This window comes from Zhengella mangrovi, assembly GCF_002727065.1.
GTDB classification, from domain to species: domain Bacteria; phylum Pseudomonadota; class Alphaproteobacteria; order Rhizobiales; family Rhizobiaceae; genus Zhengella; species Zhengella mangrovi.
Genome location: NZ_PDVP01000009.1, coordinates 36,684 through 57,796, shown reverse-complemented (window position 1 = coordinate 57,796; position 21,113 = coordinate 36,684). Strand labels below are relative to the sequence as shown.

At 65.7% G+C, this 21,113-nt stretch carries 21 protein-coding genes; 12 read left to right on the top strand and 9 right to left on the bottom strand.

Annotated features, from left to right (window positions below):
• Nucleotides 1-5 precede the first annotated feature (5 nt).
• On the top strand, nt 6-938 hold the full coding sequence (locus tag CSC94_RS14855) for a patatin-like phospholipase family protein (RefSeq protein ID WP_425356524.1): 933 nt from the start codon (nt 6-8) through the stop codon (nt 936-938).
• Between the two features lie 27 nt (nt 939-965).
• On the opposite strand, the gene CSC94_RS14850 is transcribed toward CSC94_RS14855, so the two are convergent.
• Nucleotides 966-2,795, bottom strand: coding sequence for a monovalent cation:proton antiporter-2 (CPA2) family protein (locus CSC94_RS14850; protein ID WP_099307141.1), 1,830 nt, complete (start codon nt 2,793-2,795; stop codon nt 966-968).
• 131 nt (nt 2,796-2,926) lie between these two features.
• Between CSC94_RS14850 and CSC94_RS14845 the strand changes: the two genes are divergently transcribed.
• The 6 genes from CSC94_RS14845 (at nt 2,927) to lpxK (ending at nt 8,505) form a co-directional block, all read left to right on the top strand.
• Nucleotides 2,927-4,270, top strand: coding sequence for a TldD/PmbA family protein (locus CSC94_RS14845; RefSeq protein WP_099307249.1), 1,344 nt, complete (start codon nt 2,927-2,929; stop codon nt 4,268-4,270).
• Nucleotides 4,257-5,057, top strand: a complete 801-nt coding sequence (locus CSC94_RS14840) for a 3'(2'),5'-bisphosphate nucleotidase CysQ (RefSeq protein WP_099307140.1) — start codon at nt 4,257-4,259, stop codon at nt 5,055-5,057. The genes CSC94_RS14845 and CSC94_RS14840 overlap by 14 nt, the downstream gene beginning before the upstream one ends.
• Before the next feature lie 79 nt (nt 5,058-5,136).
• Complete coding sequence (locus CSC94_RS14835) at nt 5,137-5,376, top strand: DUF4170 domain-containing protein (RefSeq protein WP_099307139.1); 240 nt, start codon at nt 5,137-5,139, stop codon at nt 5,374-5,376.
• 14 nt (nt 5,377-5,390) lie between these two features.
• Nucleotides 5,391-6,152: a lysophospholipid acyltransferase family protein gene (locus tag CSC94_RS14830; RefSeq protein ID WP_245408367.1), complete on the top strand. Its 762-nt coding sequence runs from the start codon at nt 5,391-5,393 to the stop codon at nt 6,150-6,152.
• The gene (gene waaA / locus CSC94_RS14825) at nt 6,149-7,474 is read left to right on the top strand and encodes a lipid IV(A) 3-deoxy-D-manno-octulosonic acid transferase (RefSeq protein ID WP_099307137.1); all 1,326 of its coding nucleotides are present in this window, start codon (nt 6,149-6,151) and stop codon (nt 7,472-7,474) included. The genes CSC94_RS14830 and waaA overlap by 4 nt, the downstream gene beginning before the upstream one ends.
• On the top strand, nt 7,471-8,505 hold the full coding sequence (gene lpxK, locus CSC94_RS14820) for a tetraacyldisaccharide 4'-kinase (RefSeq protein ID WP_099307136.1): 1,035 nt from the start codon (nt 7,471-7,473) through the stop codon (nt 8,503-8,505). The genes waaA and lpxK overlap by 4 nt, the downstream gene beginning before the upstream one ends.
• 12 nt (nt 8,506-8,517) lie before the next feature.
• Here the strand turns inward: lpxK and CSC94_RS14815 are convergent, their stop codons facing one another.
• The 5 genes from CSC94_RS14815 to CSC94_RS14795 all read right to left on the bottom strand — a co-directional run bounded on the left by CSC94_RS14815 (nt 8,518) and on the right by CSC94_RS14795 (nt 12,629).
• On the bottom strand, nt 8,518-8,745 hold the full coding sequence (locus CSC94_RS14815; RefSeq protein WP_099307135.1) for a DUF2093 domain-containing protein: 228 nt from the start codon (nt 8,743-8,745) through the stop codon (nt 8,518-8,520).
• Between the two features lie 67 nt (nt 8,746-8,812).
• Nucleotides 8,813-10,657, bottom strand: coding sequence for a DNA mismatch repair endonuclease MutL (gene mutL / locus CSC94_RS14810; protein ID WP_099307134.1), 1,845 nt, complete (start codon nt 10,655-10,657; stop codon nt 8,813-8,815).
• Between the two features lie 41 nt (nt 10,658-10,698).
• Nucleotides 10,699-11,091 (bottom strand): group II truncated hemoglobin, encoded by a 393-nt coding sequence (locus CSC94_RS14805; protein ID WP_099307248.1) that lies wholly within the window; start codon nt 11,089-11,091, stop codon nt 10,699-10,701.
• Between the two features lies 1 nt (nt 11,092).
• Entirely contained in the window at nt 11,093-12,079 is a 987-nt protein-coding gene (locus CSC94_RS14800; protein WP_099307247.1) for an SLAC1 anion channel family protein, read from the bottom strand.
• A gap of 70 nt (nt 12,080-12,149) precedes the next feature.
• Nucleotides 12,150-12,629 (bottom strand): MarR family winged helix-turn-helix transcriptional regulator, encoded by a 480-nt coding sequence (locus CSC94_RS14795; protein ID WP_099307133.1) that lies wholly within the window; start codon nt 12,627-12,629, stop codon nt 12,150-12,152.
• A 238-nt stretch (nt 12,630-12,867) separates the two neighbouring features.
• Between CSC94_RS14795 and CSC94_RS14790 the strand changes: the two genes are divergently transcribed.
• The 5 genes from CSC94_RS14790 to CSC94_RS14770 all read left to right on the top strand — a co-directional run bounded on the left by CSC94_RS14790 (nt 12,868) and on the right by CSC94_RS14770 (nt 17,773).
• Complete coding sequence (locus CSC94_RS14790) at nt 12,868-13,347, top strand: Lrp/AsnC family transcriptional regulator (RefSeq protein ID WP_099307132.1); 480 nt, start codon at nt 12,868-12,870, stop codon at nt 13,345-13,347.
• 235 nt (nt 13,348-13,582) lie between these two features.
• Nucleotides 13,583-14,605, top strand: coding sequence for a TRAP transporter substrate-binding protein (locus tag CSC94_RS14785; protein WP_099307131.1), 1,023 nt, complete (start codon nt 13,583-13,585; stop codon nt 14,603-14,605).
• A gap of 125 nt (nt 14,606-14,730) precedes the next feature.
• Entirely contained in the window at nt 14,731-15,780 is a 1,050-nt protein-coding gene (locus CSC94_RS14780) for a TRAP transporter substrate-binding protein (protein WP_099307130.1), read from the top strand.
• A gap of 146 nt (nt 15,781-15,926) precedes the next feature.
• On the top strand, nt 15,927-16,451 hold the full coding sequence (locus CSC94_RS14775; protein ID WP_099307129.1) for a TRAP transporter small permease: 525 nt from the start codon (nt 15,927-15,929) through the stop codon (nt 16,449-16,451).
• The gene (locus CSC94_RS14770) at nt 16,448-17,773 is read left to right on the top strand and encodes a TRAP transporter large permease (RefSeq protein ID WP_099307128.1); all 1,326 of its coding nucleotides are present in this window, start codon (nt 16,448-16,450) and stop codon (nt 17,771-17,773) included. The genes CSC94_RS14775 and CSC94_RS14770 overlap by 4 nt, the downstream gene beginning before the upstream one ends.
• A 152-nt stretch (nt 17,774-17,925) precedes the next feature.
• Here CSC94_RS14770 and CSC94_RS14765 read toward each other — a convergent pair whose 3' ends face one another.
• The 3 genes from CSC94_RS14765 to CSC94_RS14755 form a co-directional block, all read right to left on the bottom strand.
• A complete protein-coding gene (locus CSC94_RS14765; protein WP_245408375.1) occupies nt 17,926-19,659 on the bottom strand; it encodes a SulP family inorganic anion transporter in 1,734 nt (577 codons plus the stop codon).
• Between the two features lie 160 nt (nt 19,660-19,819).
• Nucleotides 19,820-20,155 carry a protein tyrosine phosphatase family protein gene (locus CSC94_RS14760; protein ID WP_099307126.1) on the bottom strand — a complete coding sequence of 112 codons (336 nt, stop codon included), beginning with the start codon at nt 20,153-20,155 and terminating at the stop codon, nt 19,820-19,822.
• 67 nt (nt 20,156-20,222) lie between these two features.
• Nucleotides 20,223-21,113 carry an MBL fold metallo-hydrolase gene (locus CSC94_RS14755; protein WP_099307125.1) on the bottom strand — a complete coding sequence of 297 codons (891 nt, stop codon included), beginning with the start codon at nt 21,111-21,113 and terminating at the stop codon, nt 20,223-20,225.

Genomic DNA, 21,113 nt, shown 5'->3' with positions numbered 1-21,113 from the left:
AACCCGTGAAGAAGACAAGGCCGGCCGGCCCTGCCGGCAAGGCCGCGGACGGGATCGATCTGCCGCGTATCGGCATCGCCTTCGGCGGTGGCGGCGCGCGGGGCCTGGCCCATATTCACGTCATCAAGGAGCTCGACGCGCTCGGCATTCGCCCGGCCGCGATTTCCGGTTCCTCGATCGGCGCCATTATCGGCGCGGCCATGGCCGCCGGCATGAGCGGCGAGGAGATCGAAGCCCACGCCATGGCGGTGCTGGCCGATCGCAGCGAGGCGGCGGCCCGGCTCTGGCGGGCACGGCCCACCGGTATCGGCGCGATGATGGAAACCGGCATCCGGTTTTCCCAGTTCAACATCGAGAGCATTCTGAAGTCCTTCCTGCCGGAAGCGATACCCGCGCATTTCGAGGACCTGGAGATCCCGCTGACCGTGACGGCGACCGACTATTTCGGCCACCGGCTCTGCCTTTTCTCCGAGGGCGACCTGCGCAACGCGGTCGCGGCATCGGCGGCGATCCCGGCAGTGTTCCGGCCGGTCAGGCGCGACGGCATGACGCTGATCGACGGCGGCATCTACAACCCGCTGCCCTTCGACATTTTCGGCGATGCCGTCGACATGGTGATCGCCATCGACGTCGTCGGGGGGCCTGAGGATTCGGGTCGCAATCCGTCCTCGATCGACTTCATGTTCGGCGCGACGCAACTGATGATGCAGTCCATCATTGCCTCCCGTCAGAAGACCCATCCGCCGGCCATCATGATCCGGCCGCCGGTCTCGCGCTTCCGCGTGCTCGATTTTCTCAAGATCCGCCGGGTCCTCTCCGTGACCGAGCCGGTGCGCAGCCAGATCCGCGGTGCCATCGTGGAAAAGCTGCCGCAACTGGCTGCCCGCGCAGCCGCGCTGCAGGAGCCGGAAACGCCGGATCCGGCGCTGCCTGCGTGAGCTTTCGCCGACCGCGAAGCCGGTCTGTCACCCGTTGGCGCCGATGGCGTGTTCGCTGCCGTCGCGCCCGTCCGGGTCGTGGTCGAGGCGCCGCCCTTCGCGCGTCGGCTTGATCAGCGGCTCCGGCGTCACCGGCCGGGTGTGCAGCTTGTCGCGGCCGGCATAGATGCCTTCCACCTGCTGGATCGCCAGGCGTTCCTCGTCGCGCTTGCGCACGTCGGCCTGGATGTCCAGCGCCTCCGCTTCGTCCACACCCAGCGCCTCGATTGTCTTGCGCCCGAACAGCAGGCCGGATTCGAAGGTTTCGCGCGCTTCGTAATCGACCCCGCGTGCCCTCAGCGCCAGCGTGTGGGTTCGGTCATAGGCGCGTGCGAAGATCTTCGCGTTGGGATATTCCGACTGGATGAGTTCGATGATCCGGTCGGTGATCTCGCGCTTGTGGGTACACACCGCGACGATCTTGGCCCGCCGGATTCCGGCTGCCTCCAGCACATCCTTGCGCGTGCCGTCACCGAAGTAGATCCGGAAACCGAACTTCTGGGCGGCGCGGACGCGATCGGCCGAGTGATCGATGATGGTCACATCGCGCCCGCTGGCCAGCAGCACCTGCGACGCGATCTGGCCGAAGCGGGAAAAGCCGACCATCAGCACGTCGGCCCCGGCGCCGTCGAAATCCTCGTCCATTTCCTCCGCCGGGGCGGTGCGGACCAGGCGTCGCGCCAGCATCATGGAAACCGGCGTGAGCGCCATCGACAGCGTGACGATGGCGATCAGGATCGACGCGGTCGACGTCGTGAACAGGCCGCTGCCCGCGGCGATCGAGAACAGCACGAACCCGAACTCACCGCCCTGAGGGATCAGCAGCGACACGCGGATGGCGTCGTTGTAGTCGGCGCCGAACAGGCTGCACAGGATGAAGTTGACCCCGGCCTTGAGCACCATCAGGGCCAGGGTTGCCCCGGCGATCAGCACCAGGTTGTCGCGGATCACGGAGAGGTCGACCGACAGTCCGACGGCGATAAAGAACAGGCCGAGCAGCAGGCCGCGGAACGGCTCGATATCTGCTTCCAGCTCGTGCCGGTAGCTCGATTCCGCGAGCATGACGCCGGCCAGGAAGGCGCCCATGGCCATCGAGAGCCCGGCCCATTGCAGCAGCATGCCCGACCCTATGACGATGAACAGCGCCGCCGCGATCATCACCTCGCGCGCGCCGGTGTTGCCGAGAAACCGGAAGGCCGGGTTGAGCAGGTAGCGCCCGGCCAGCACCACCGCTGCCACCGCCGCGACCGCGATCGCCACATCCGCCCAGATATTGCCCGGCGCGTCCGGCGAATAGGGGGCCAGGAAGGATGCCAGCGCCAGCAGCGGCACGATGGCGAGATCCTGGAACAGCAGGATGGAAAAGGCCGTCTGGCCCCAGCGTGTGTTTGTCGCGCCGTCGTCGTCCAGCAATTGCAGGGCAAAGGCGGTGGAGGACAGCGCCAGGCCGAAGCCCGCGATCAGCGCACCGCTGCCGCCCATCAGGCCGGTGGCCAGCAGCGCGGCGTAGATCACGAGGCCCGCGCCCAGCACCTGTGCCAGCCCCAGGCCGAAGATTGCGCGGCGCATGGCCCACAGCCGGGCGGGTTTCAGTTCCAGGCCGATGATGAACAGCAGGAAGACCACGCCGAGTTCGGCGACGTGCATGATCTCCTCGGCATCGGTGATCCGCTTGGCGATCGGGCCGATCACGATCCCTGCTGCCAGGTAACCGAGGACGGTCCCAAGGCCGATTCGCTTGAAGATCGGGGCCGCGATGACGGCGCCGCCCAGCAGCAGCAGTCCTTCGGTGAAAAGCGAGGCGGATTCGGTCGCCATGGTCAGTTCCGTGTTCCCTTCCTTCCCCCCGTGCCATTGATTGTTGCAGGCTGCGCCAATAGATGGAACAGGAAACCGCAACAATAGCCAGATCCGGCCGGACCTGGCGCTGTCTGATGGATTGGAAGGTCATGGCCAGGGCTGCCGACATGCGCGAACTGGAAACGCGCGTCCAGGAACTTGTTGAAGCGGCGGGCCGGGCCGGTGCCGATGCGGCCGACGCGGTTGTGGTGCGTGGTGGCTCGACATCCGTGTCGGTGCGCCTCGGCAAGGTTGAGAACACTGAATCGTCGGCCAGCGACGATGTGTCCCTTCGTGTCTTCTGCGGCAAGCGTGTCGCCAGCGTGTCGGCGACCACCGGCTATGATGCCGCGCGGCTGGCCGAACGCGCCGTCGCCATGGCCAAGGCCTCGCCGGAAGACCCGTTTGCCGGCCTGGCCGACCCGGAGCGGCTTGCCCGCGACATTCCCGACCTCGACCTGTTCGACCCCGCCGAACCCGCGCCCGCGGCCATGACCGAGACCGCGCTGGCCATGGAGGCAGCGGCCATGGCCGTCCCTGGCGTCGCCAACTCGCTGGGTGCCGGCGTGTCGGCCGGGTTCGGCGGCCTCGTCCTGGCCACGTCGCACGGCTTTCTCGGCAGCTACCAGTCCAGCCGGTTTTCGCGTTCCGTTTCCGTGCTGGCCGGCGAGGGCACGAAGATGGAGCGCGATTACGACTTTTCCTCCCGTCAGCATTTCGCCGAGCTTGAATCGCCCGACGTGATCGGCCGAAGGGCGGGCGAACGGGCGGTTCGCCGCCTCGGCGCACGCAAGGCGAGGACCGGGCCGGTGACGGTCGTCTTCGATCCCCGCGTCGCGCGCGGCCTGGCCGGTTCGCTCGCCTCGGCGATCAACGGCGCGGCCGTGGCGCGCAAGACCTCCTTCCTGCGCGACCGGATGGGACAGGCCGTCGCTTCCTCCGCCATCACGCTGACCGACGAGCCGCGCCGGGTGCGCGGACCGGCGTCGCGCCCCTTCGATGGCGAAGGCGTTGCCGGCGAGCCCCTGGTCATGGTCGACAGGGGCATCCTGCAGCACTGGTTTCTTTCGTCGGCAACGGCGCGCGAACTGGGCCTCCAGACCAACGGGCGCGGCGTGCGCTCCGCCTCGTCCGTCGTGCCGTCTTCGACCAACCTGGCCATCGAGCCGGGCGATGCCTCGCCGGAAGACCTGATCGGCTCGCTGAAGAGCGGCTTCTACGTGACCGAGGTCATCGGTCAGGGCGTCAACATGGTCACCGGGGACTATTCGCGCGGGGCCTCCGGCTTCTGGATCGAGAACGGCGAACTGGCCTGGCCGGTTTCCGAGGTCACCATCGCGTCCAATCTGAAGGACATGTTCATGGCGATGACGCCGGCCAATGACATCGACCGGACGTTTTCCACTGCCGCACCCACCCTGCTCGTGGAGGGCATGACGCTTGCCGGCGAATGACGCGGCCCTTGTCGGTCTGGACGGCGAGCTGGCCCTGTTGCGCGAGGCCGCGCGTGAGGCCGGCCGGATCGCCCTGCGCTATTTCCGCCGCGATCCCGATGTCTGGATGAAGGACGGCAATTCGCCGGTCAGCGAGGCCGACCTCGCCGTCGACAGCTTTCTGCGCGACGGCCTGATGGCCGCCCGGCCGGACTATGGCTGGCTGTCGGAGGAAACCGCCGACGACCTGGCAAGGCTCGAGGCGCGCCGCACCTTCGTCGTCGACCCGATCGACGGAACCCGGGCCTTCGTCGATGGCAGGGACGTCTGGTGCGTTTCCGTCGCTATCGTCGAGGACGGCCGGTCGATTGCCGGCGTGCTGGATTGTCCTGTCCTCGACGAGGTCTACGAGGCCAGCGCCGGCGGCGGAGCGCGCCGCAACGGCGAGCCGCTCGCCGTCAACGGCACCCGCGACGAGCCGGTCTTGGGCGGTCCGGCCTGGATGACGCGCCAACTGCCCGCCGCCCTGCGCGACCGCATGCACCGCATCGCGCACATCCCGTCGCTGGCCTACCGCCTGGCCATGGTGGCTGACGGCCGGCTCGACGGAACCTTCATCCGCCCCGACAGCCACGACTGGGATATCGCCGCCGCCGAACTGGTCCTGCGCGAGGCCGGCGGATCCCTCGTCGGCAGCGATGGCGACACGCCGCCCATGGCGACCCGCAATTCCCGTCACGGCCGCATGGCGGCGGGGTCGCCGGCCATGCTTCCACAATTGCTGTCAACCTTGCGGACGATGACTTGAAATCGCCATCCCATGGTTTCAATACGCGCCGCAGTATGCTCTATGCTCCTTGCAATCCTCCCCAGAAGGACGTGTCCTCATGACTGATGCTCCGGAAAAGAAGCAACTCCTCCACCTCGTCTTCGGCGGCGAGCTCAAGGCGCTCAACAGCACAGAGTTCCGCGACCTCGATGCGCTGGACATCGTCGGTGTCTATCCGGATTTTCAGTCGGCCCGGACCGCCTGGCGCGCCAAGTCCCAGGAAACCGTGGATAACGCGCTGATGCGCTACTATGTCGTTCATCTCCATCGGTTGCTGGAGCCGGACGAAAAGGTCTGACCGGGGTGACCCTGGTGCAGCCCGGAACCGGACGGCGGGTAAAGAAGGTCACGCCTCTCAAGCGTGCGTGGATTGCGATACGCGAGCCGCTCGCCCGCTCCATGATGGTCAAGCATGCCGTCGCGCGCCTGATCTACGGCTGGCTCGTGCTCGTCATGCGGACCAACCGCCTCGTCGAGGGATCGGTTGACCTGCCCGGGCTGTCGCGTGGCGAACGGAGCATGATCACGACCACCTGGCACGGGCGGCACTTCATGTTTGCCTGCCTCAACCGCTACCGGGTTCCGTTGACGATCATGGTCTCCCGCTCTGCCGACGCGGAGATGAACGCCATGGTCCTCAAGCTCGGGGGGATCGAGACGGTCCGTGGCTCAGGCGGTCGGGCCGGCCAGCACCGGGCGGAAAAGGGCGGCGCCAGTGCCCTGATCCAGATGAAGCGCGTGCTGGACGCCGATGAATGGGTCGGCATGGTCGCCAACGTCATCAAGGGGCCTGCGCGCGAGGCCGGCATGGGCGTCATCACGCTGGCCCGTATCTCCGGCAAGCCCATCCTGCCCGTGGCCTATCAGACCAGCCGGCGGATCGTGCTTGAAAAGAGCTGGGACAAGTCGGTCATCAACCTCCCGTTCGGCCGCGCCGCGTCCCTGGCCGGCGAGCCCATCCATGTCGCCGCCGACGCGACCGACGAGGAAATGGAGGCGGCACGTCAGCGCCTGACAGACGAACTCAACCGCATTCACGACCGCTGTGATGCGCTGCTGGATGGCCGGGCATGAGCGATCGTCTCGCCCGTTCGATCCTCTGGACCTACCGCTGGCTCGGCTGGGTCGCCTATCCGCTCGTCGGCGGGTACATCGGATGGCGCGCGGCCAAGGGCAAGGAAGACAGGCGGCGGCGCAAGGAGCGCTATGGTATCACGCGCATGCCGCGCCCGGACGGGCCGCTGGTCTGGATCCACGCTGCTTCCGTGGGCGAGATGAGCGCGGTGTCGCCGCTGGCCGAGCAGATCGCCGATCTCGGGGTCAACGTGGTCCTGACAACGGGAACCGTGACCTCCGCCCGGATTGCCCGCGACCGCTTCTCCGGCAACATCATCCATCAATATGTGCCGCTTGATCTCAAGCCATCGGTGTCGCGCTTCCTGGGCCATTGGAAACCGGACCTGGCGATAATCGCCGAATCGGAGATCTGGCCGCTGACGATCCTCGAACTCGGCGCCCGGCGGGTGCCTCAGGTTCTCGTCAACGGCCGCCTCTCGGACCGCTCCTTCAAGGCCTGGACCAAGCGGTCTTGGCTGGCGGAAGCGCTCCTGGAAAACCTCGCGCTCGTCATGGCCCAGTCCGATGTCGACGGCGAGCGTTACCGCTCGCTGGGGGCAAGGCCGGTGATCGTGACGGGCAACCTCAAGGTCGACACGCAGGCACCCACCGTCGACCTGGGCGAACTGGAGCGGCTCACCGAGCAGGTTGCCGGCCGCCGCACATGGGTTGCCGTTTCCACCCACGACGGCGAGGAGGTGATTTGCGCCGAGGTGCATCGCACGCTCAAGCGCCGCCATCCGGATCTCCTGACCATCATCGTGCCGCGCCATCCCACCCGTGGCGACGACGTCGAATCCGCGCTCGGCGCCATGAACCTGGCCGTCGCAAGGCGCAGCCGTGGTGACCGGATCACCGCCGAGACCGATATCCTCCTCGGCGATACGATCGGCGAAATGGGCCTCTACTTGCGCCTCGCGGACATCGCCTTCGTCGGCAAGTCGCTGACGGGCGAGGGCGGGCAGAACCCGCTCGAGCCGGCCATGCTCGACTGTGCCATCCTGTCGGGCAAGAATGTCCAGAATTTCCGCGAGAGCTACCAGCGCCTGATCAAGAACGGCGGTGCCAAGCTGGTCAAGGACAAGGAAATGCTGGCCGGTGCCGTCAATTACCTCTTCAACAACGAAGCGGTCCGCGTGTCGATGAAGCAGAACGCGGTCCAGACCGTCGAAAGCATGCGCGGCGCCCTGGCGCGAACCATGCGCGGCCTTGAGCCCTTCATCCATCCGCTCGTCGTGGAGGCGCGCCTCGACCGCGGCAAGAAGGGCGACGATGCATGAGCGGTGAGGCTCCGCCGTTCTGGTGGCGGAAACCGGGATGGCAGGCTGCGGTTCTCTGGCCGGCATCCTTCCTCTATGGCCGGGTGGCCGGCTGGCGCATGGACATGGCCCGCCCGCCCTATGCGCCGCTGCCAGTCCTGTGTGTCGGCAATTTCACCGTCGGCGGGTCCGGCAAGACCCCTGTGGCCATCGCCATGGCGAAGGCGGCGCTCGCTGCCGGCCGCAAGCCGGGCTTCCTGAGCCGCGGCCATGGCGGCAGCCATGCCAGGCCCCACCTTGTCGATCCGGCCCATGACACCGCGCGCCATGTCGGCGACGAACCGCTGCTGCTGGCCGCCCATGCGCCCGTGGCCGTCACCCGGGACCGGAAGGCCGGTGCGGCCCTGCTCCGCGAGACGGGCTGCGATTTCCTGATCATGGACGATGGCTTCCAGAGCCGCCGCATCCATTTCGACTACAGTCTGCTCGTCGTGGATTCCCGCCGCGGTCTCGGCAATGGCCACATCATACCCGGCGGACCGGTACGCGCGCCGGTCGTCACGCAACTGCGCCAGGCCAGCGCCCTTCTCGTGATCGGTGACGGCGACGCCGCGTCGCGCCTCGTTCGCGTGGCCGCCCGCGCGGCCCGGCCGGTTTTCCACGCCCATGTGCAGCCGCGCGAGGCGGTTCGTTTCGCCGGTCGCAAGTTCGTGGCTTTTGCCGGCATCGGCGAGCCCGAGAAATTCTATGACACGGTCGAGGCCTGTGCCGGGTATGTCGCGGCCTCGCGTAGCTTCGCCGATCACCACTTCTACACCGACGACGATCTGCAGGAACTCCAGGCGCTGGCGGCCTCCAACGGCGCACGCCTGATCACCACGGCCAAGGACGCCGCGCGCCTGACCGGCGGAACGCTATTGGCCAAAGCCTTTCGCGAACAGATCGAGGTGCTCGAGGTGGAGACGGTGTTCGACAGCCCGGACGCGCCGGCGCGCATCATCCGCCAGACCCTGGAAGCCTTCCGCGCACGCCGCGACCGTGGCCAGTCCTGACCGGCGAGACGGTCAGCGCTTGCGCCACTCTGGGTGGGCATCCAGTTCCCGCTGGTGCGAGACGAGGGCATCCCTGTAGGCTTCCTGCCGCTCGACGGACCAGTATTTCAACTCGTCGAGCGCGATCGGCTCGCCGGTGACGGCACAGCGCACGAACGTGCCCGGCGACAGCACCTGGTAGTCGCCATCCAGATATCGGATGCGCGCCTCGCGCGCGCCGGGGCCTTCGAAACGGTTCATCGGAGCCTGCCTTTCATGCCGCACGTTTGACGCCACAAATTCCCGTCCGCGTCAAGGCGTCAGGCGATCAACGCCGGGCGAACAGCTTTTCGATGTCGGAGAGCTTGAGCTCGATATAGGTGGGCCGGCCATGGTTGCAGGTGCCGGAACCGGGCGTGGCTTCCATTTGCCGCAGCAGGGCGTCCATCTCTTCCGGCTTCAGCCGCCGCCCGGACCGCACGGAGCCGTGGCAGGCCATGGTGGCCGCGATGTGATCGACCCGCTCCTTCAGGAGGTCGGTCGTGTCATTGTCTGCAAGCTCGTCGGCGAGGTCGCGCACCAGGCCGGCGACGTCGGTGTCGCCCAGGATCGCTGGCGTTTCCCGCACGGCCACGGCGCCGGGACCGAACCGCTCCAGTGCCAGGCCGAACCGTGCCAGCACGTCGGCATTTGCCGCGAGCCGTTCGACGTCTTCGTCCGGCAGGTCCACGATCTCCGGCAATAGCAGCATCTGCGAGGCCAGCGGCCGGGAATGCAGTGCCTGCTTCAGAGCCTCGTAGACCAGCCGTTCATGTGCCGCATGCTGATCGACGATGACCAGTGAATCCGTGGTCTGGGCAACAATGTAATTCTCGTGGATCTGGGCCCGCGCCGCGCCCAGCGGCTGGGCCATCTGCTCCGGCCTCGCCTCCATCCGGGTCGCGCGCGCATCTGCCGAAGGCGTGACGACGGTCGTGAAGGCGGCCTGCAGCTCTTCACCGAACCCGTTTGGCGTGGTCAGCGGCCGGTGGAACGAGGTCGCCGGATCGAAGGGCGCGGTCGGCCGGTCGGGTTGCCAGGCCCCGTAGGAGGAAGCGCCCGCAGACGGCGCGGCCGAAGGCGCGCTCGCCGGTCGGAACGCGGCCATCATGGCGTCGGCGGCCCCGGTCGAGGGCCGGATGCCCGCGCCCGCAAGCGCCTGCCGGATGGCGCCGACGATCAGCCCGCGTACCAGCCCGGGATCCCGGAAACGGACATCGGCCTTGGCTGGGTGCACGTTGACGTCGACCAGGGCCGGGTCGATGTCGATGAACAGCGCCGCGACCGCGTGACGGTCCCTCGGCAGCGTGTCGATATAGGCGCCGCGAATGGCCCCGGCCAGCATCTTGTCGCGCACCGGCCGGCCGTTGACGTAGACATATTGCGCCAGTCCGTTGCCGCGGGAATAGGACGGGATGGACGTGTGTCCGGTCAGTCGCACGCCCTCGCGCTCCGCGTCGATCTCCAGCGCGTTGACCGCGAACTCCTCGCCCATCACCTGCGCGATGCGGCGGATCTGCGCGCCATCGCTCGAACCGCACCCGGCCAGGTCCAGCAGGGTCCGGTCGGAGCCGGACAACGAGAAGCGCACATGCGGAAAGGCGATGGCGATGCGCTTGACGACGTCGGTGATCGCCGCGCTTTCCGCGCGCGCGCTTTTCATGAATTTCAACCGCGCCGGCGTGGCGAAGAACAGGTCGCGCACCTCCACCAGCGTGCCCGGGTTGCCCGCGGCCGGACGCGGGCCCGTCACCCGCCCGCCTTCGACCAGGATCTCGGCGCCCTCGCCGCCATCCCGGGGCCGCGACCGGATCGTCAGCCGCGACACCGAACCGATCGACGGCAGCGCCTCGCCGCGAAATCCTAGCGAGCGGATGTCGAAAATGTCGTCGGAGAGCTTGGACGTGCAGTGGCGCGAGATCGCCAGCGGCAGGTCGTCGGCCGTCATTCCTGAACCGTCATCCGTCACGCGGACCAGGTTGACGCCGCCGCCGGCGGTGACGACCTCGATGCGGGCGGCGCCGGCGTCCAGCGCGTTCTCCACCAGTTCCTTGACGACCGAAGCCGGCCGCTCGACGACTTCGCCGGCGGCAATCTGGTTGATGACGGTTTCGGACAGGTGGCGGATGGTCATCCGCTTCTCATACAGGGATTCGGCCTTGCGAGGCGAGGGGGCTATCCCTCCCGGTTGCGCATGTGGTGGCCCAGTCGCTCCACGTTCTGCCAGATCAGGTCCCGCAATTGTGGCTCGGCCACGGTCTCGTCCAGCGCCTGGCGGAAGCAGGTCAGCCAGCCCTCGATCTCGGCCGTCCCGATCTCGAAGGGCAGGTGGCGCCGGCGCAGCATCGGTGCCCCGCGCTTCTCGATGAAGGTCTGCGGTCCGCCGAGCCACATCATCAGGTATTCGGTCAGCTTCTCCTCGCTTTCCGACAGGTCCCCCGGGTGGATGTCCCGCGTGGCCCGGGCCTCCGGCAGCGTATCCATCAGGGTATAGAAGCGGGCTGTCAGGCGTTCCACCGCCGGCTGTCCGCCGATGGCTTCGTAAAGACTGATGGTTTCGCTCACGATATCACTCCGGCTTGCAGATCTGGCCGCGCGACATGGCAACGCCGGTGCGGGCGAGCAGCATGACGATGACGGCCACCAGCAGCCCATAGAGGATCTTGCCTGCCAGCAAAAGGCCAGCGCTTCCGATGGCCTGTCCATAGGCCAGCGTGGAGATGGTGAGCGCCGCCATCGGGAAGGAATAGGCCCACCAGGTGATCATGAACGGCAGCCGCCGGACCTTGCCGAGCTGGGTCGCGAAGATCAGCGCGAACAGCACGCCGCTGTAGTAGAGGACGCGGGCGAAGGGATCGATGCCGCCGGTCAGGCCGATCCAGGACACGAAGCCGACAGCCGGCGGTGCGATCAGGATCATCAGCGTCGGCATCAGCCGTTCCGGCAGCGGCGCATGGAAGATCAGCCGGTTGAAGACCAGCGTTGCCAGCACGATCCAGAACAGGATGCCGACGGAAAAGAAGAACCAGGAAATCTCCACGTGGCCGAGCCGCATCCCGGCGATCGGGACAAGGATGTTGCCGACGGCCGGGATGAACCAGGCCGGGTTCAGGTGCGCGGCCTCGAACCTGCGATCGCCGATCCAGGCCGAAACGACGGCCAGCGTCAGCACCAGTTGCAACGCGGTTCCCGTGGCCCAGAAGATCTCGCCCCAGCGGTCATGCATCGGCGTGAGCGCGGTGGCGATCAGGATGAGGCTGATGCTGGCCGCGGGGAAGAAGGCGAGCCGCACCGGATGGTTCCAGTCGGCCCGAACGGCAATCGGGTGGCGGACCGCCTTGGCGAGATAGAGGGCGGCAACGGCCAGGAAGACCAGCGATGTCAGGCCGAGCAGCAGCATCGGCGCGACCGTGTGCGCATCGGAGACATGCTCGAGGCGCATGGTGGCAAGCGTCAGGCCCGCCAGTCCCATGACCACGGCGAAAAGCCCGACCGGCACATGTTCCAGCCTCGAAGGGGAATGATCGGCGGGCGCGCCCGCGGCAATGTCAGACATGATACGCTCCATGCTTATATATGAAAACATGTTAATGTATATTCATATGGCATGCAAGCGTTGACTTGCGTCAGGGACGCTTGATCAGGCAGTCTTCCAGGCGCGACAGGCCGCGTTCCAGCGCCTGCCAGTCCGCGTCTCCCATCTCGGCAAAGACGGCTGCTTCGTAACTGCGGGCAAACGGCGCGAGTTCGGCATAGATGCCGCGGCCGGCCCGTGTCAGTTCGAGATGCTCGACGCGGCGGTCGTTCTCGTCCGATTCCCGTTTCAGCCATCCGCGCTTCTCCAGCGCCGCGACGGCCCGGCTCACCTTGGTCTTGTGTTGTGAGGAATGCGTGACGATGTCGCTGGCGGTCGCGCGGCCGAACTGGCCGAGCGATGCCAGCACCCGCCATTCCGGGCGTGTCATCCCGTGACGCTCGCGATAAATGCGCGAAAAGGAACGGCTGACCAGATCGGCGAGCCGGTTGAGCCGGTAAGGCAGGAAATCCTCCAGCGCCAGGTCTGCGGCGGGATCCTCCGCCTTGCTTGTCTTCGTGTCGGTGGCCATCGTCGCATCCGGGATTGTTGCACATTCAACAGTTGCAATTTCAACAAAAAATTGGCGTTGTCAATTCGCCGCACGGCAATGCGGCGGCGAGGGCGCGGCAGCGGCCTGGGGTCCCGACCGGCCACGGCCATGCTGCACCGCGTCGTCTTTTGTGCAGTGCTCCGCAAGATTGCTATCTTGCATAACTTTCCGCGATTTGCTTCAACCATGCGTGAAATCGGCAGGCTTGGGAGGCAAAATGGAAGCGGCTGGCGCGATAGACGCCTTTGATCGCAAGATCATGGCATTGCTGCAGGATGATGCGCGCCTGACGAATGCCGACCTGGCCGACCGTGTCCACCTCTCGCCTTCACAGTGTTCCCGGCGCCGGCAACGGTTGGAGGAAACAGGTTACATTGCCGGCTACCGAGCCAGCCTCGACCGGGAGCGCCTCGGATTTGGCTTCGTCAACATCATTTCCGTGACTTTGGCGACCCATAACCGGGACAATGCGCACCGGTTTGCCGAATTGATCCGCCGCCTCCCTGAAGTCCAGGAGGCGCATGCCCTCACCGGCGAGATGGATTATCACCTCAAGGTCGTCACGCCGGATCTCAAGGCGCTGTCGGCATTTGTCAACGACGTCTTGCTGCCCCACGAGGCCGTGGCGCATGTGAAGACGGCGATCGTGCTCGAGACCTTGAAGGACAACGGGTCGCTGCCCATCGAAATTCGTTGACCGCTTGGACGGTTTATTGAATGATGTATCAGCTGTTCGCATCGGCGGCGGCGGGGAACTGCAGGATCGCACCAGGATGAAGCAATATAATGCATCAACCGAATGGAGCTTGTTGCAAAATCCTGCATAAAATGGAATGAATGCCGCGCGGCAGGCTGATCTGCCGTCGGCGAGGAAAGCTAGGAAACCGTAGGGAGGAGTTCCGGTGAAACCTGTATCCTTTAAATCTCTCGCAATGGCGGCCGTTATCGGCGCCGGCGCGCTCATGGGCACATCCGTCGCGTCCTTCGCGCAGGAAGTGACGCTCAAGCTGCATCAGTTCCTGCCCGCGCAGGCCAATGTCCCGAAATATGTGCTCGATGTCTGGGCCGACAAGGTCGAGAAGGATTCCAACAACCGCATCAAGATCGAGCGCTACCCGTCCATGCAGCTCGGCGGCAAGCCGCCGGAACTGATCGACCAGGTCACCGACGGCGCGGTCGACATCGTCTGGACCGTGGTCGGCTACACGCCGGGCCGCTACCCGCGCACCGAGGTCTTCGAACTGCCCTTCATGATGACGTCGGCCGAGCCGGTGTCGCGCGCCTTCTGGGAAATGTTCGAGAAGGACATGAAGGACGCCGAGTTCAAGGACGTCCACATCATCGGCGCCTGGGTCCACGGGCCTGGCATGCTGCACACCAAGAACCCGGTCCGTGCGCCGGAAGACATGAAGGGTCTGAAGATCCGTGGCGGCTCCCGCACCGTCAACATGCTTCTGGAAGAGCTCGGTGCCACCCCGGTCGGCATGCCCGTTCCGGCCGTGTCCGAGGCCCTGTCCAAGGGCGTCATCGACGGTACGACCATTCCGTGGGAAGTGACGGCCGCGCTGAAGGTTCCGGAACTGGTGCACAATCACACCGAGTTCTCCGGTCGCGCGCTCTACACCGTCACCTTCGTGCTGGCGATGAACAAGCAGAAGTACGAGAGCCTGCCGGACGACCTGAAGAAGGTCATGGACGACAATTCCGGCATGGAATTCTCCGCCTTCGCCGGCAAGACCCAGGAATACTATGACGGTCCGGCCCGCGAGCTGGCGGTCAAGGCCGGCAACAACATCATCACGCTGAACGCGGAAGAGACCGCCAAGTGGCGTGAGGCGGCCCAGCCGGTTTACGACAAGTGGATCGCCGACATGGACTCCAAGGGCTACGACGGCAAGGCGCTTGTCTCGGAAGCCGAGGCGCTGATCAAGAAGTACTCCGATCAGGCCAAGTGATCGTGGCGGAGGCGGCTGCCCGGCGGCCGCCTCCCTCGCTTTCCTGGCGATTCGAAACGCTGTCGGCCGACCGTGTTTCGCATCGCCACGACAGAGTGCTGTTTCAAACCGATCGGGAGGACCATATGACCAGACGATTGTTCAAGACGCTGGCCGCTGCCGCACTGCTGGGGGCTTCTGCCCTGGCCACTGCCGGAAGCGCCTGGGCGCAGGAAGTCACCCTCAAGCTGCACCAGTTCCTGCCCGCCCAGGCCAACGTGCCGAAGCTGGTGCTCGACGAGTGGATCCGCCGCGTCGAGGAAGCTGCCGGCGGCAAGGTCAAGATCGAGCACTATCCGTCGATGCAGCTCGGTGGCAAGCCGCCGGAACTGATCGACCAGGTCACCGATGGCGTTGTCGACCTGGCCTGGACGGTCAACGGCTTCACGCCGGGCCGCTTCCCGCGCTCGGAAGTCTTCGAGCTGCCGTTCATGATGACCAATGCGGAAGCCGTCTCGAAGGCCTATTGGGACCTCTTCGAGAAGGAGATGAAGGACACCGACTTCAGGGATGTCCACATCATCGGCACCTGGGTCCATGGTCCCGGCGTCATGCACACCAACAAGCCGGTCAACACGATGGATGACCTCAAGGGCATGAAGTTCCGCGCGCCGAGCCGCGTGGCAACCCAGTTGCTCGAGCAGCTTGGCGCCGCCGCCATCGGCATGCCGGTCACCGCCATTCCCGAGGCCCTGTCGAAGGGTGTCATCGATGGCGCGGTCATCCCGTGGGAGGTCACGACCTCGCTGAAGGTTCCGGAACTGGTGCACAATCACACCGAGTTCGCCGACGGCTACGCCTTCTACACCGTCACCTTCACGCTGGCCATGAACAAGGCCAAGTACGAAAGCCTGCCCGACGATATCCGCAAGGCCATTGATGCCAATTCGGGCCTGGAGTTTTCCGCCTTCGCCGGCAAGACCATGGCCGGTGCCGATGGCCCGGCCCGCGAACTGGCCGTGAAGGCGGGCAACAACATCATCACCATTTCTCCCGAGGACAGCGAGAAGTGGAAGGCGGCCGCCCGGCCGGTCTATGACAAGTGGGCTGCCGACATGGATGCCAAGGGGATCGACGGCAAGGCGATGATCGCCGAGGCCCAGGCGCTCATCGCCAAGTACACCGGCAACCAGTGAACGCGGGACCACCTGCTATACGCAAAGCGAATGGCAGGTGGCCCTTTTCAATTGGCGGGACAGGCGGCCATGCCGCATTGCTGCCGCTGATCCGGCGGCGGACACGGGCAAACCGGCCGCTGCCATGAACAAGGGGAGGCACGGCAATGGCACGCGCCATTGAATGGCTGGCACGCTTGCTGGCACTGTTGGGCGGTCTCGTGCTGGTCGCGCTGACGATCATCACCTGCATTTCGATTGCGGGCCGGGCCCTCATATCGCTCGGTCTCGGACCCGTGCCCGGCGATTTCGAGCTTGTCGAGGCAGGCATGGCTTTCGCCATTTTCGCCTTCCTGCCCTGGTGCCAATTGAACCGCGGCCATGCCAACGTCGATCTCTTCACCAGCTTCCTTTCGGAACGGACGAACCGCTGGATCGACCTGATCGCCGAAATCGTCATGGGCATCATCGTGGTGGTCATCACGTGGAAGCTCAAGGACGGCATGTTCGACAAGATCCGCTACCACGAGACCACCTTCATCCTGCAGTTCCCGGTCTGGTGGGCCTATGCCGCCAGCCTCGCGGCCGCAGCCATCGGCTGCATCATTGCGGCCTGGATGATCTTTGTCCGCCTGCGTGAGGTGGTGACCGGAAAATCGGAATTTGGTCCCGGCCTGGGAGTGCACCATTGACCCACTTGGAAATCGGTATCTGGTCCTTCCCGGTCCTGCTCCTTCTCATCTTTCTGCGTCTTCCCATCGGCCTGTCCATGCTCGTGGTCGGAATGGTCGGGTCCTGGATGGTCAGTGACTTCAACTGGCTGCCGATCATGTCGAAGATGAAGAACGAGACCTACTCGACCTTCTCCAGCTATTCCCTGTCGATCGTCCCGCTGTTCTTCCTGATGGGCCAGTTCGCCACGCTGGGCGGCATGTCGCAATCGCTGTTCAAGGCGGCAGAGACCTGGCTGGGGCACCGGCGCGGCGGTGTCGCCATGGCGGCCGTCGGCGCCTGTGCCGGTTTCGGCGCGATCTGCGGATCTTCCCTGGCAACGGCCGCGACCATGAGCCAGGTCGCCCTGCCGGAATTGCGCCGCTACGGCTATTCCGGCGCGCTGGCCACCGGCACGCTGGCCGCGGGCGGCACGCTGGGCATCCTCATCCCGCCATCGGTCGTCCTGGTCATCTATGCCATCCTGACCGAGCAGAATATCGCCAAGCTTTTCGTCGCGGCCTTCATTCCCGGCATCCTGGCAGCCATCGGCTACATGATCGCCATCTCGATCTACGTCCGCATCTACCCGAAGTCCGCCGGAACGCGGGAACGCGCCCCCTATTCGGAACGCTTCCGGGCGCTGTTCGACGTCTGGCCGGTGCTCATCGTGTTCCTGCTCGTCGTCGGCGGCATCTACATGGGCTGGTTCACCCCGACCGAGGGCGCCGCCGTCGGTGCGGCCGGCACCGGGATCATCGCCTTCATCAACGGTGGCCTGACCCGCCGAACGCTCATGGAATCGATCCTGGCCACGGCATCCGCCTCCGCGATGATCTTTTTCATCGTCTTCGGCGCCTCCATCTACAACGGCTTCCTGGCGTTGTCGCAGGTGCCGCAGGAAGTCGCCGAATGGGTCGTTACCCAGGGCTTCAATCCGTGGGTGGTGCTCGTCTTCATCCTGCTGGTCTACCTTGTCCTCGGATGCGTCATGGATTCGCTGTCCATGATCCTGCTGACGATCCCGATCTTCTTCCCCATCGTGTCCGGTCTCGAATACGGCCTGACCCCGGAGGAATTCGCCATCTGGTTCGGCATCCTGGTCCTGATCGTCGTGGAGGTGGGGCTGATAACGCCACCAGTGGGCATGAACCTTTTCGTCATCAACTCGATGGCCAAGGATACGCCCATCGCGTCGACCTACCGCGGCGTGCTTCCGTTCGTGACCTCGGACCTGGTGCGCACAGCCATCCTGGTCATGTTCCCGTCGATCACGCTGGGGCTGATGCGGCTGCTCTACTAGGCCCTTTCGGCGCAAGCCGCCGGGCAGGGAAACCGCCCGGCTTGCGCCGGCACGGACCGGACAGGAAAAAACCGCCGGCGGTGCGTGATGCACCGCCGGCGGTTTTCGTTTGAATGGCACCTGCCGGCAGGCGCCGCGTTGTCGTTACGGGCCTATTGCGCCGCGGCCGGCAGCCCTGGCCTGGCGGGACCTTCCAGCCGCCCGCCCAGGTCGCGCACGGCCTGGTACTGGGTCAGGAAGACGTTCCCGGTCATGTGATGGAAGAAATCCGAGCGCTTCAGCCGGTCCATTACCGGGCCCTTGACCTCCGACATGTGGAATTTCACGCCCAGCGTCTTCAGCCGTTCGTTGATCGCCTCGATGGATTCCAGCGCGCTCATGTCGATCGCGTTGACGGCGGGGCACATCAGGATCACGTGCTTCAATTCCGGGCGCTTGGCGACCATGTCGTAGACCTGGTCTTCTAGGTAGCGCGCGTTGGCGAAGTAGAGGCTCTCATCGACCCGCAGCGTCAGGATCGCCGGGTCCGTGATCACATCATGGCGCTGCACGTTGCGGAAATGCTCCGTGCCGGCGACCTGGCCGACCACCGCCATGTGCGGCTTGGAGGAATTGTAGAGGTGAATCAGGACGGAGAGGGCGACGCCGGCGGAGACGCCCAGTTCGACGCCGAGGAACAGCGTGACGAAAATGGTCGCGGCCACGGCGATGAAATCGGCCTTCGAATAGGTCCAGGTTTTTTTCAGGATCGAGAAATCGACCAGCGACAGCACCGCCACGATGATGGTCGCGGCCAGCGTGGCCTGCGGCAGGAAGGCGAGGAGCGGCGTGAGCACGATGGTCGCGATGGCCAGGCCCACCGCCGTCATCGCGCCGGCGGCCGGCGTTTCCGCCCCGGCGTCGAAATTGACCACGGAGCGGGCAAACCCGCCCGTCACCGGGTAGCCGCCGGTGATGCCCGACGCGACGTTGGCCGCACCGAGGCCGATCAGTTCCTGGTCGGGGTTGATCCGCTGCCGCTTCTTGGCGGCCAGCGTCTGCGCCACCGAGACCGATTCCACGAAGCCGATGATCGAGATCAGCACCGCCGAGCCGATCAGGCCCGCCCACAGGTCCGGCGAAAAGGACGGGATGGTCAGGGGCGGCAGGCCCTGCGGCACGTCGCCGACGAGCTTGACGCCCTTGTCGCCCAGGCCGAAGACGAAGGCGACGAGGGTCGTCACCGCCACCGCGGCAACCGGACCGGCCTTGGACAGGATGTCGGCGGTCTTTGGTCCGAAGCCGCGCGACAGCAGCAGCGGCTTCAGCCCCTTGCGGACCCAGAACAGGAAGGCGGTGGATGCCACGCCGATCACCAGCGTGATCGGGTTCGTGTTCGGGATGTGCGAGATGAGGGAGACCACCAGTTCGTAGAGATTGTGGCCCCCCGCCTTGACGCCGAGAATATGTTTCAGCTGGCTGGCCGCGATGATGATGCCGGATGCCGTGATGAAACCGGCGATCACCGGGTGCGACAGGAAATTGGCCAGGAAGCCGAGCCGGAAGACGCCGAGACCCAGCAGAAAAAGCCCTGACAGGAAGGCCAGCGTGATCGCGGCGGCCATGTATTCGGGCGAACCGGTCTGGGCGATGTTGCCGACCGCCGTCGCGGTCATCAGCGAGACGACGGCGACGGGCCCGACGGCGAGCGCCCGGCTTGTGCCGAAGAGCGCGTAGGCGACGAGCGGCAGGATGGAGGCGTAAAGGCCCATTTCCGGCGGCAGGCCGGCCAGCAGCGCATAGGCCAGCGATTGCGGGATCAGCATGATCGTCACGATGATCGCGGCGACGAAGTCGTTCAGCGCGACATCGCGATTGTATTCGCGTCCCCAGTCGAAGACCGGCATGACCCGCCGGAGCCGGCCGCTTACGGCCTTCAAGGTACCATTCATACTGTGTTCGCGCGTCGAGCGCGCCCCCTGGTTATGGTCGGCGCCAGCCCGCCCGCCGCATGGCGGCGGGCAGGGTGACGCGACCGGCCGGCCGGGGGAGCCCGGTCCGGCTGGTTCAGCCCCGCATCTGCTCGACGAGCATGAACAGGTTCGCGCACCGCGCGCCGCTGCGGCAGTAGGCCAGCATCGGGCGCGGCAAGGTGTCGATGGCCGCCGTCATGTCGCTGACGTTGTCCGGCGTGATCGCGCCGGAGACCACCGGGATGAAGCGGAATTCCACGCCGGCTTCCTTCGCGGCGGCCTCGATCAGCGCATGGTCAATCGCGCCGTCCTCGGTGTCCGGCCGGTTGCAGACCAGGCTCTTGAAGCCCGCGTCGGCGATCGGCTTGACGTGGTCCGGGCTGATCTGCGGCGCGACGGCGAAGTCTTCGGTGATCTGGCGGATTTCCATGCGTTTTATCCCTCGTGATGCAGGGGCCGGCCTTGTCTTGAAACGGCCGGCCCGGCGGTTGACGGTATCAGAGCCCGTTGACCGGGACCTTGAGGAACGTCTTGCCGCTTTCGTCTTTCGGAGGCAACTGGCCCGCGCGCATATTCACCTGCAGCGAGGGAATGATGAGCTTGGGCATGTCCAGCGTTGCATCGCGCGTCTCGCGCATGGCGACGAACTCGTCTTCCGAAATGCCGTCCCGCACGTGGATGTTGTGTTCGCGTTCCGCCTCGACGGTGGTCTCCCACTGGATGTCGCGTCCGTTCGGGCCGTAGTCGTGGCACATGAACAGCCGCGTCTCGCCGGGCAGTTCCAGCACGCGGTGGATCGAGCGGTAAAGCGTGCGCGCGTCCCCGCCGGGGAAGTCGGCCCGGGCCGAGCCGCCGTCGGGCATGAACAGCGTGTCGCCAACGAAGGCGGCGTTGCCGATCACGTGCGTCATGCAGGCCGGCGTATGGCCGGGCGTGTGCATGGCGTGCGCGGTCATGGTGCCGATCTGGTAGCTGTCGCCATCCTTGAACAGCCGGTCGAACTGCGATCCGTCGCGCTGGAACTCGGTGCCTTCATTGAAGATCTTGCCGAACGTGTCCTGCACGATCCTGATGTTCTCGCCGATTCCCAGCTTGCCGCCGAGCTTGCCCTGGATATAGGGCGCGGCCGACAGGTGGTCGGCATGGACATGGGTCTCGATGATCCACTGCAGGTCGAGCCCGTTGGAGCGGATGTGCTCGATGATCCGGTCGGCGCCGTCGTAGCTGATGCGGCCGGCGGCGTAATCGATGTCCATCACCGAATCGATGACCGCGCAGGCAGTCGAGGCCGGGTCCTTCACGACATAGGAGATCGTGTTGGTCGGTTCGTCGAAAAACGCGGTGACCTCGGGCTTCAGGGACATGTCTGGGACGAAAGGCAGGGACAT

What these genes read in the sequence shown, in the direction of transcription:
- CSC94_RS14845 (WP_099307249.1), top strand. Translation starts at nt 2,927, where the DNA reads ATGGCCAGGGCTGCCGACATGCGCGAACTGGAAACGCGCGTCCAGGAA.
- CSC94_RS14755 (WP_099307125.1), bottom strand. Translation starts at nt 21,113, where the DNA reads ATGTCCCTGCCTTTCGTCCCAGACATGTCCCTGAAGCCCGAGGTCACC.
- mutL (WP_099307134.1), bottom strand. Translation starts at nt 10,657, where the DNA reads ATGACCATCCGCCACCTGTCCGAAACCGTCATCAACCAGATTGCCGCC.
- lpxK (WP_099307136.1), top strand. Translation starts at nt 7,471, where the DNA reads ATGAGCGGTGAGGCTCCGCCGTTCTGGTGGCGGAAACCGGGATGGCAG.
- waaA (WP_099307137.1), top strand. Translation starts at nt 6,149, where the DNA reads ATGAGCGATCGTCTCGCCCGTTCGATCCTCTGGACCTACCGCTGGCTC.
- CSC94_RS14765 (WP_245408375.1), bottom strand. Translation starts at nt 19,659, where the DNA reads ATGCCGGTCTTCGACTGGGGACGCGAATACAATCGCGATGTCGCGCTG.
- CSC94_RS14760 (WP_099307126.1), bottom strand. Translation starts at nt 20,155, where the DNA reads ATGGAAATCCGCCAGATCACCGAAGACTTCGCCGTCGCGCCGCAGATC.
- CSC94_RS14790 (WP_099307132.1), top strand. Translation starts at nt 12,868, where the DNA reads ATGGAAGCGGCTGGCGCGATAGACGCCTTTGATCGCAAGATCATGGCA.
- CSC94_RS14780 (WP_099307130.1), top strand. Translation starts at nt 14,731, where the DNA reads ATGACCAGACGATTGTTCAAGACGCTGGCCGCTGCCGCACTGCTGGGG.
- CSC94_RS14795 (WP_099307133.1), bottom strand. Translation starts at nt 12,629, where the DNA reads ATGGCCACCGACACGAAGACAAGCAAGGCGGAGGATCCCGCCGCAGAC.
- CSC94_RS14800 (WP_099307247.1), bottom strand. Translation starts at nt 12,079, where the DNA reads ATGTCTGACATTGCCGCGGGCGCGCCCGCCGATCATTCCCCTTCGAGG.
- CSC94_RS14775 (WP_099307129.1), top strand. Translation starts at nt 15,927, where the DNA reads ATGGCACGCGCCATTGAATGGCTGGCACGCTTGCTGGCACTGTTGGGC.
- CSC94_RS14785 (WP_099307131.1), top strand. Translation starts at nt 13,583, where the DNA reads ATGGCGGCCGTTATCGGCGCCGGCGCGCTCATGGGCACATCCGTCGCG.
- CSC94_RS14850 (WP_099307141.1), bottom strand. Translation starts at nt 2,795, where the DNA reads ATGGCGACCGAATCCGCCTCGCTTTTCACCGAAGGACTGCTGCTGCTG.
- CSC94_RS14835 (WP_099307139.1), top strand. Translation starts at nt 5,137, where the DNA reads ATGACTGATGCTCCGGAAAAGAAGCAACTCCTCCACCTCGTCTTCGGC.
- CSC94_RS14815 (WP_099307135.1), bottom strand. Translation starts at nt 8,745, where the DNA reads ATGAACCGTTTCGAAGGCCCCGGCGCGCGCGAGGCGCGCATCCGATAT.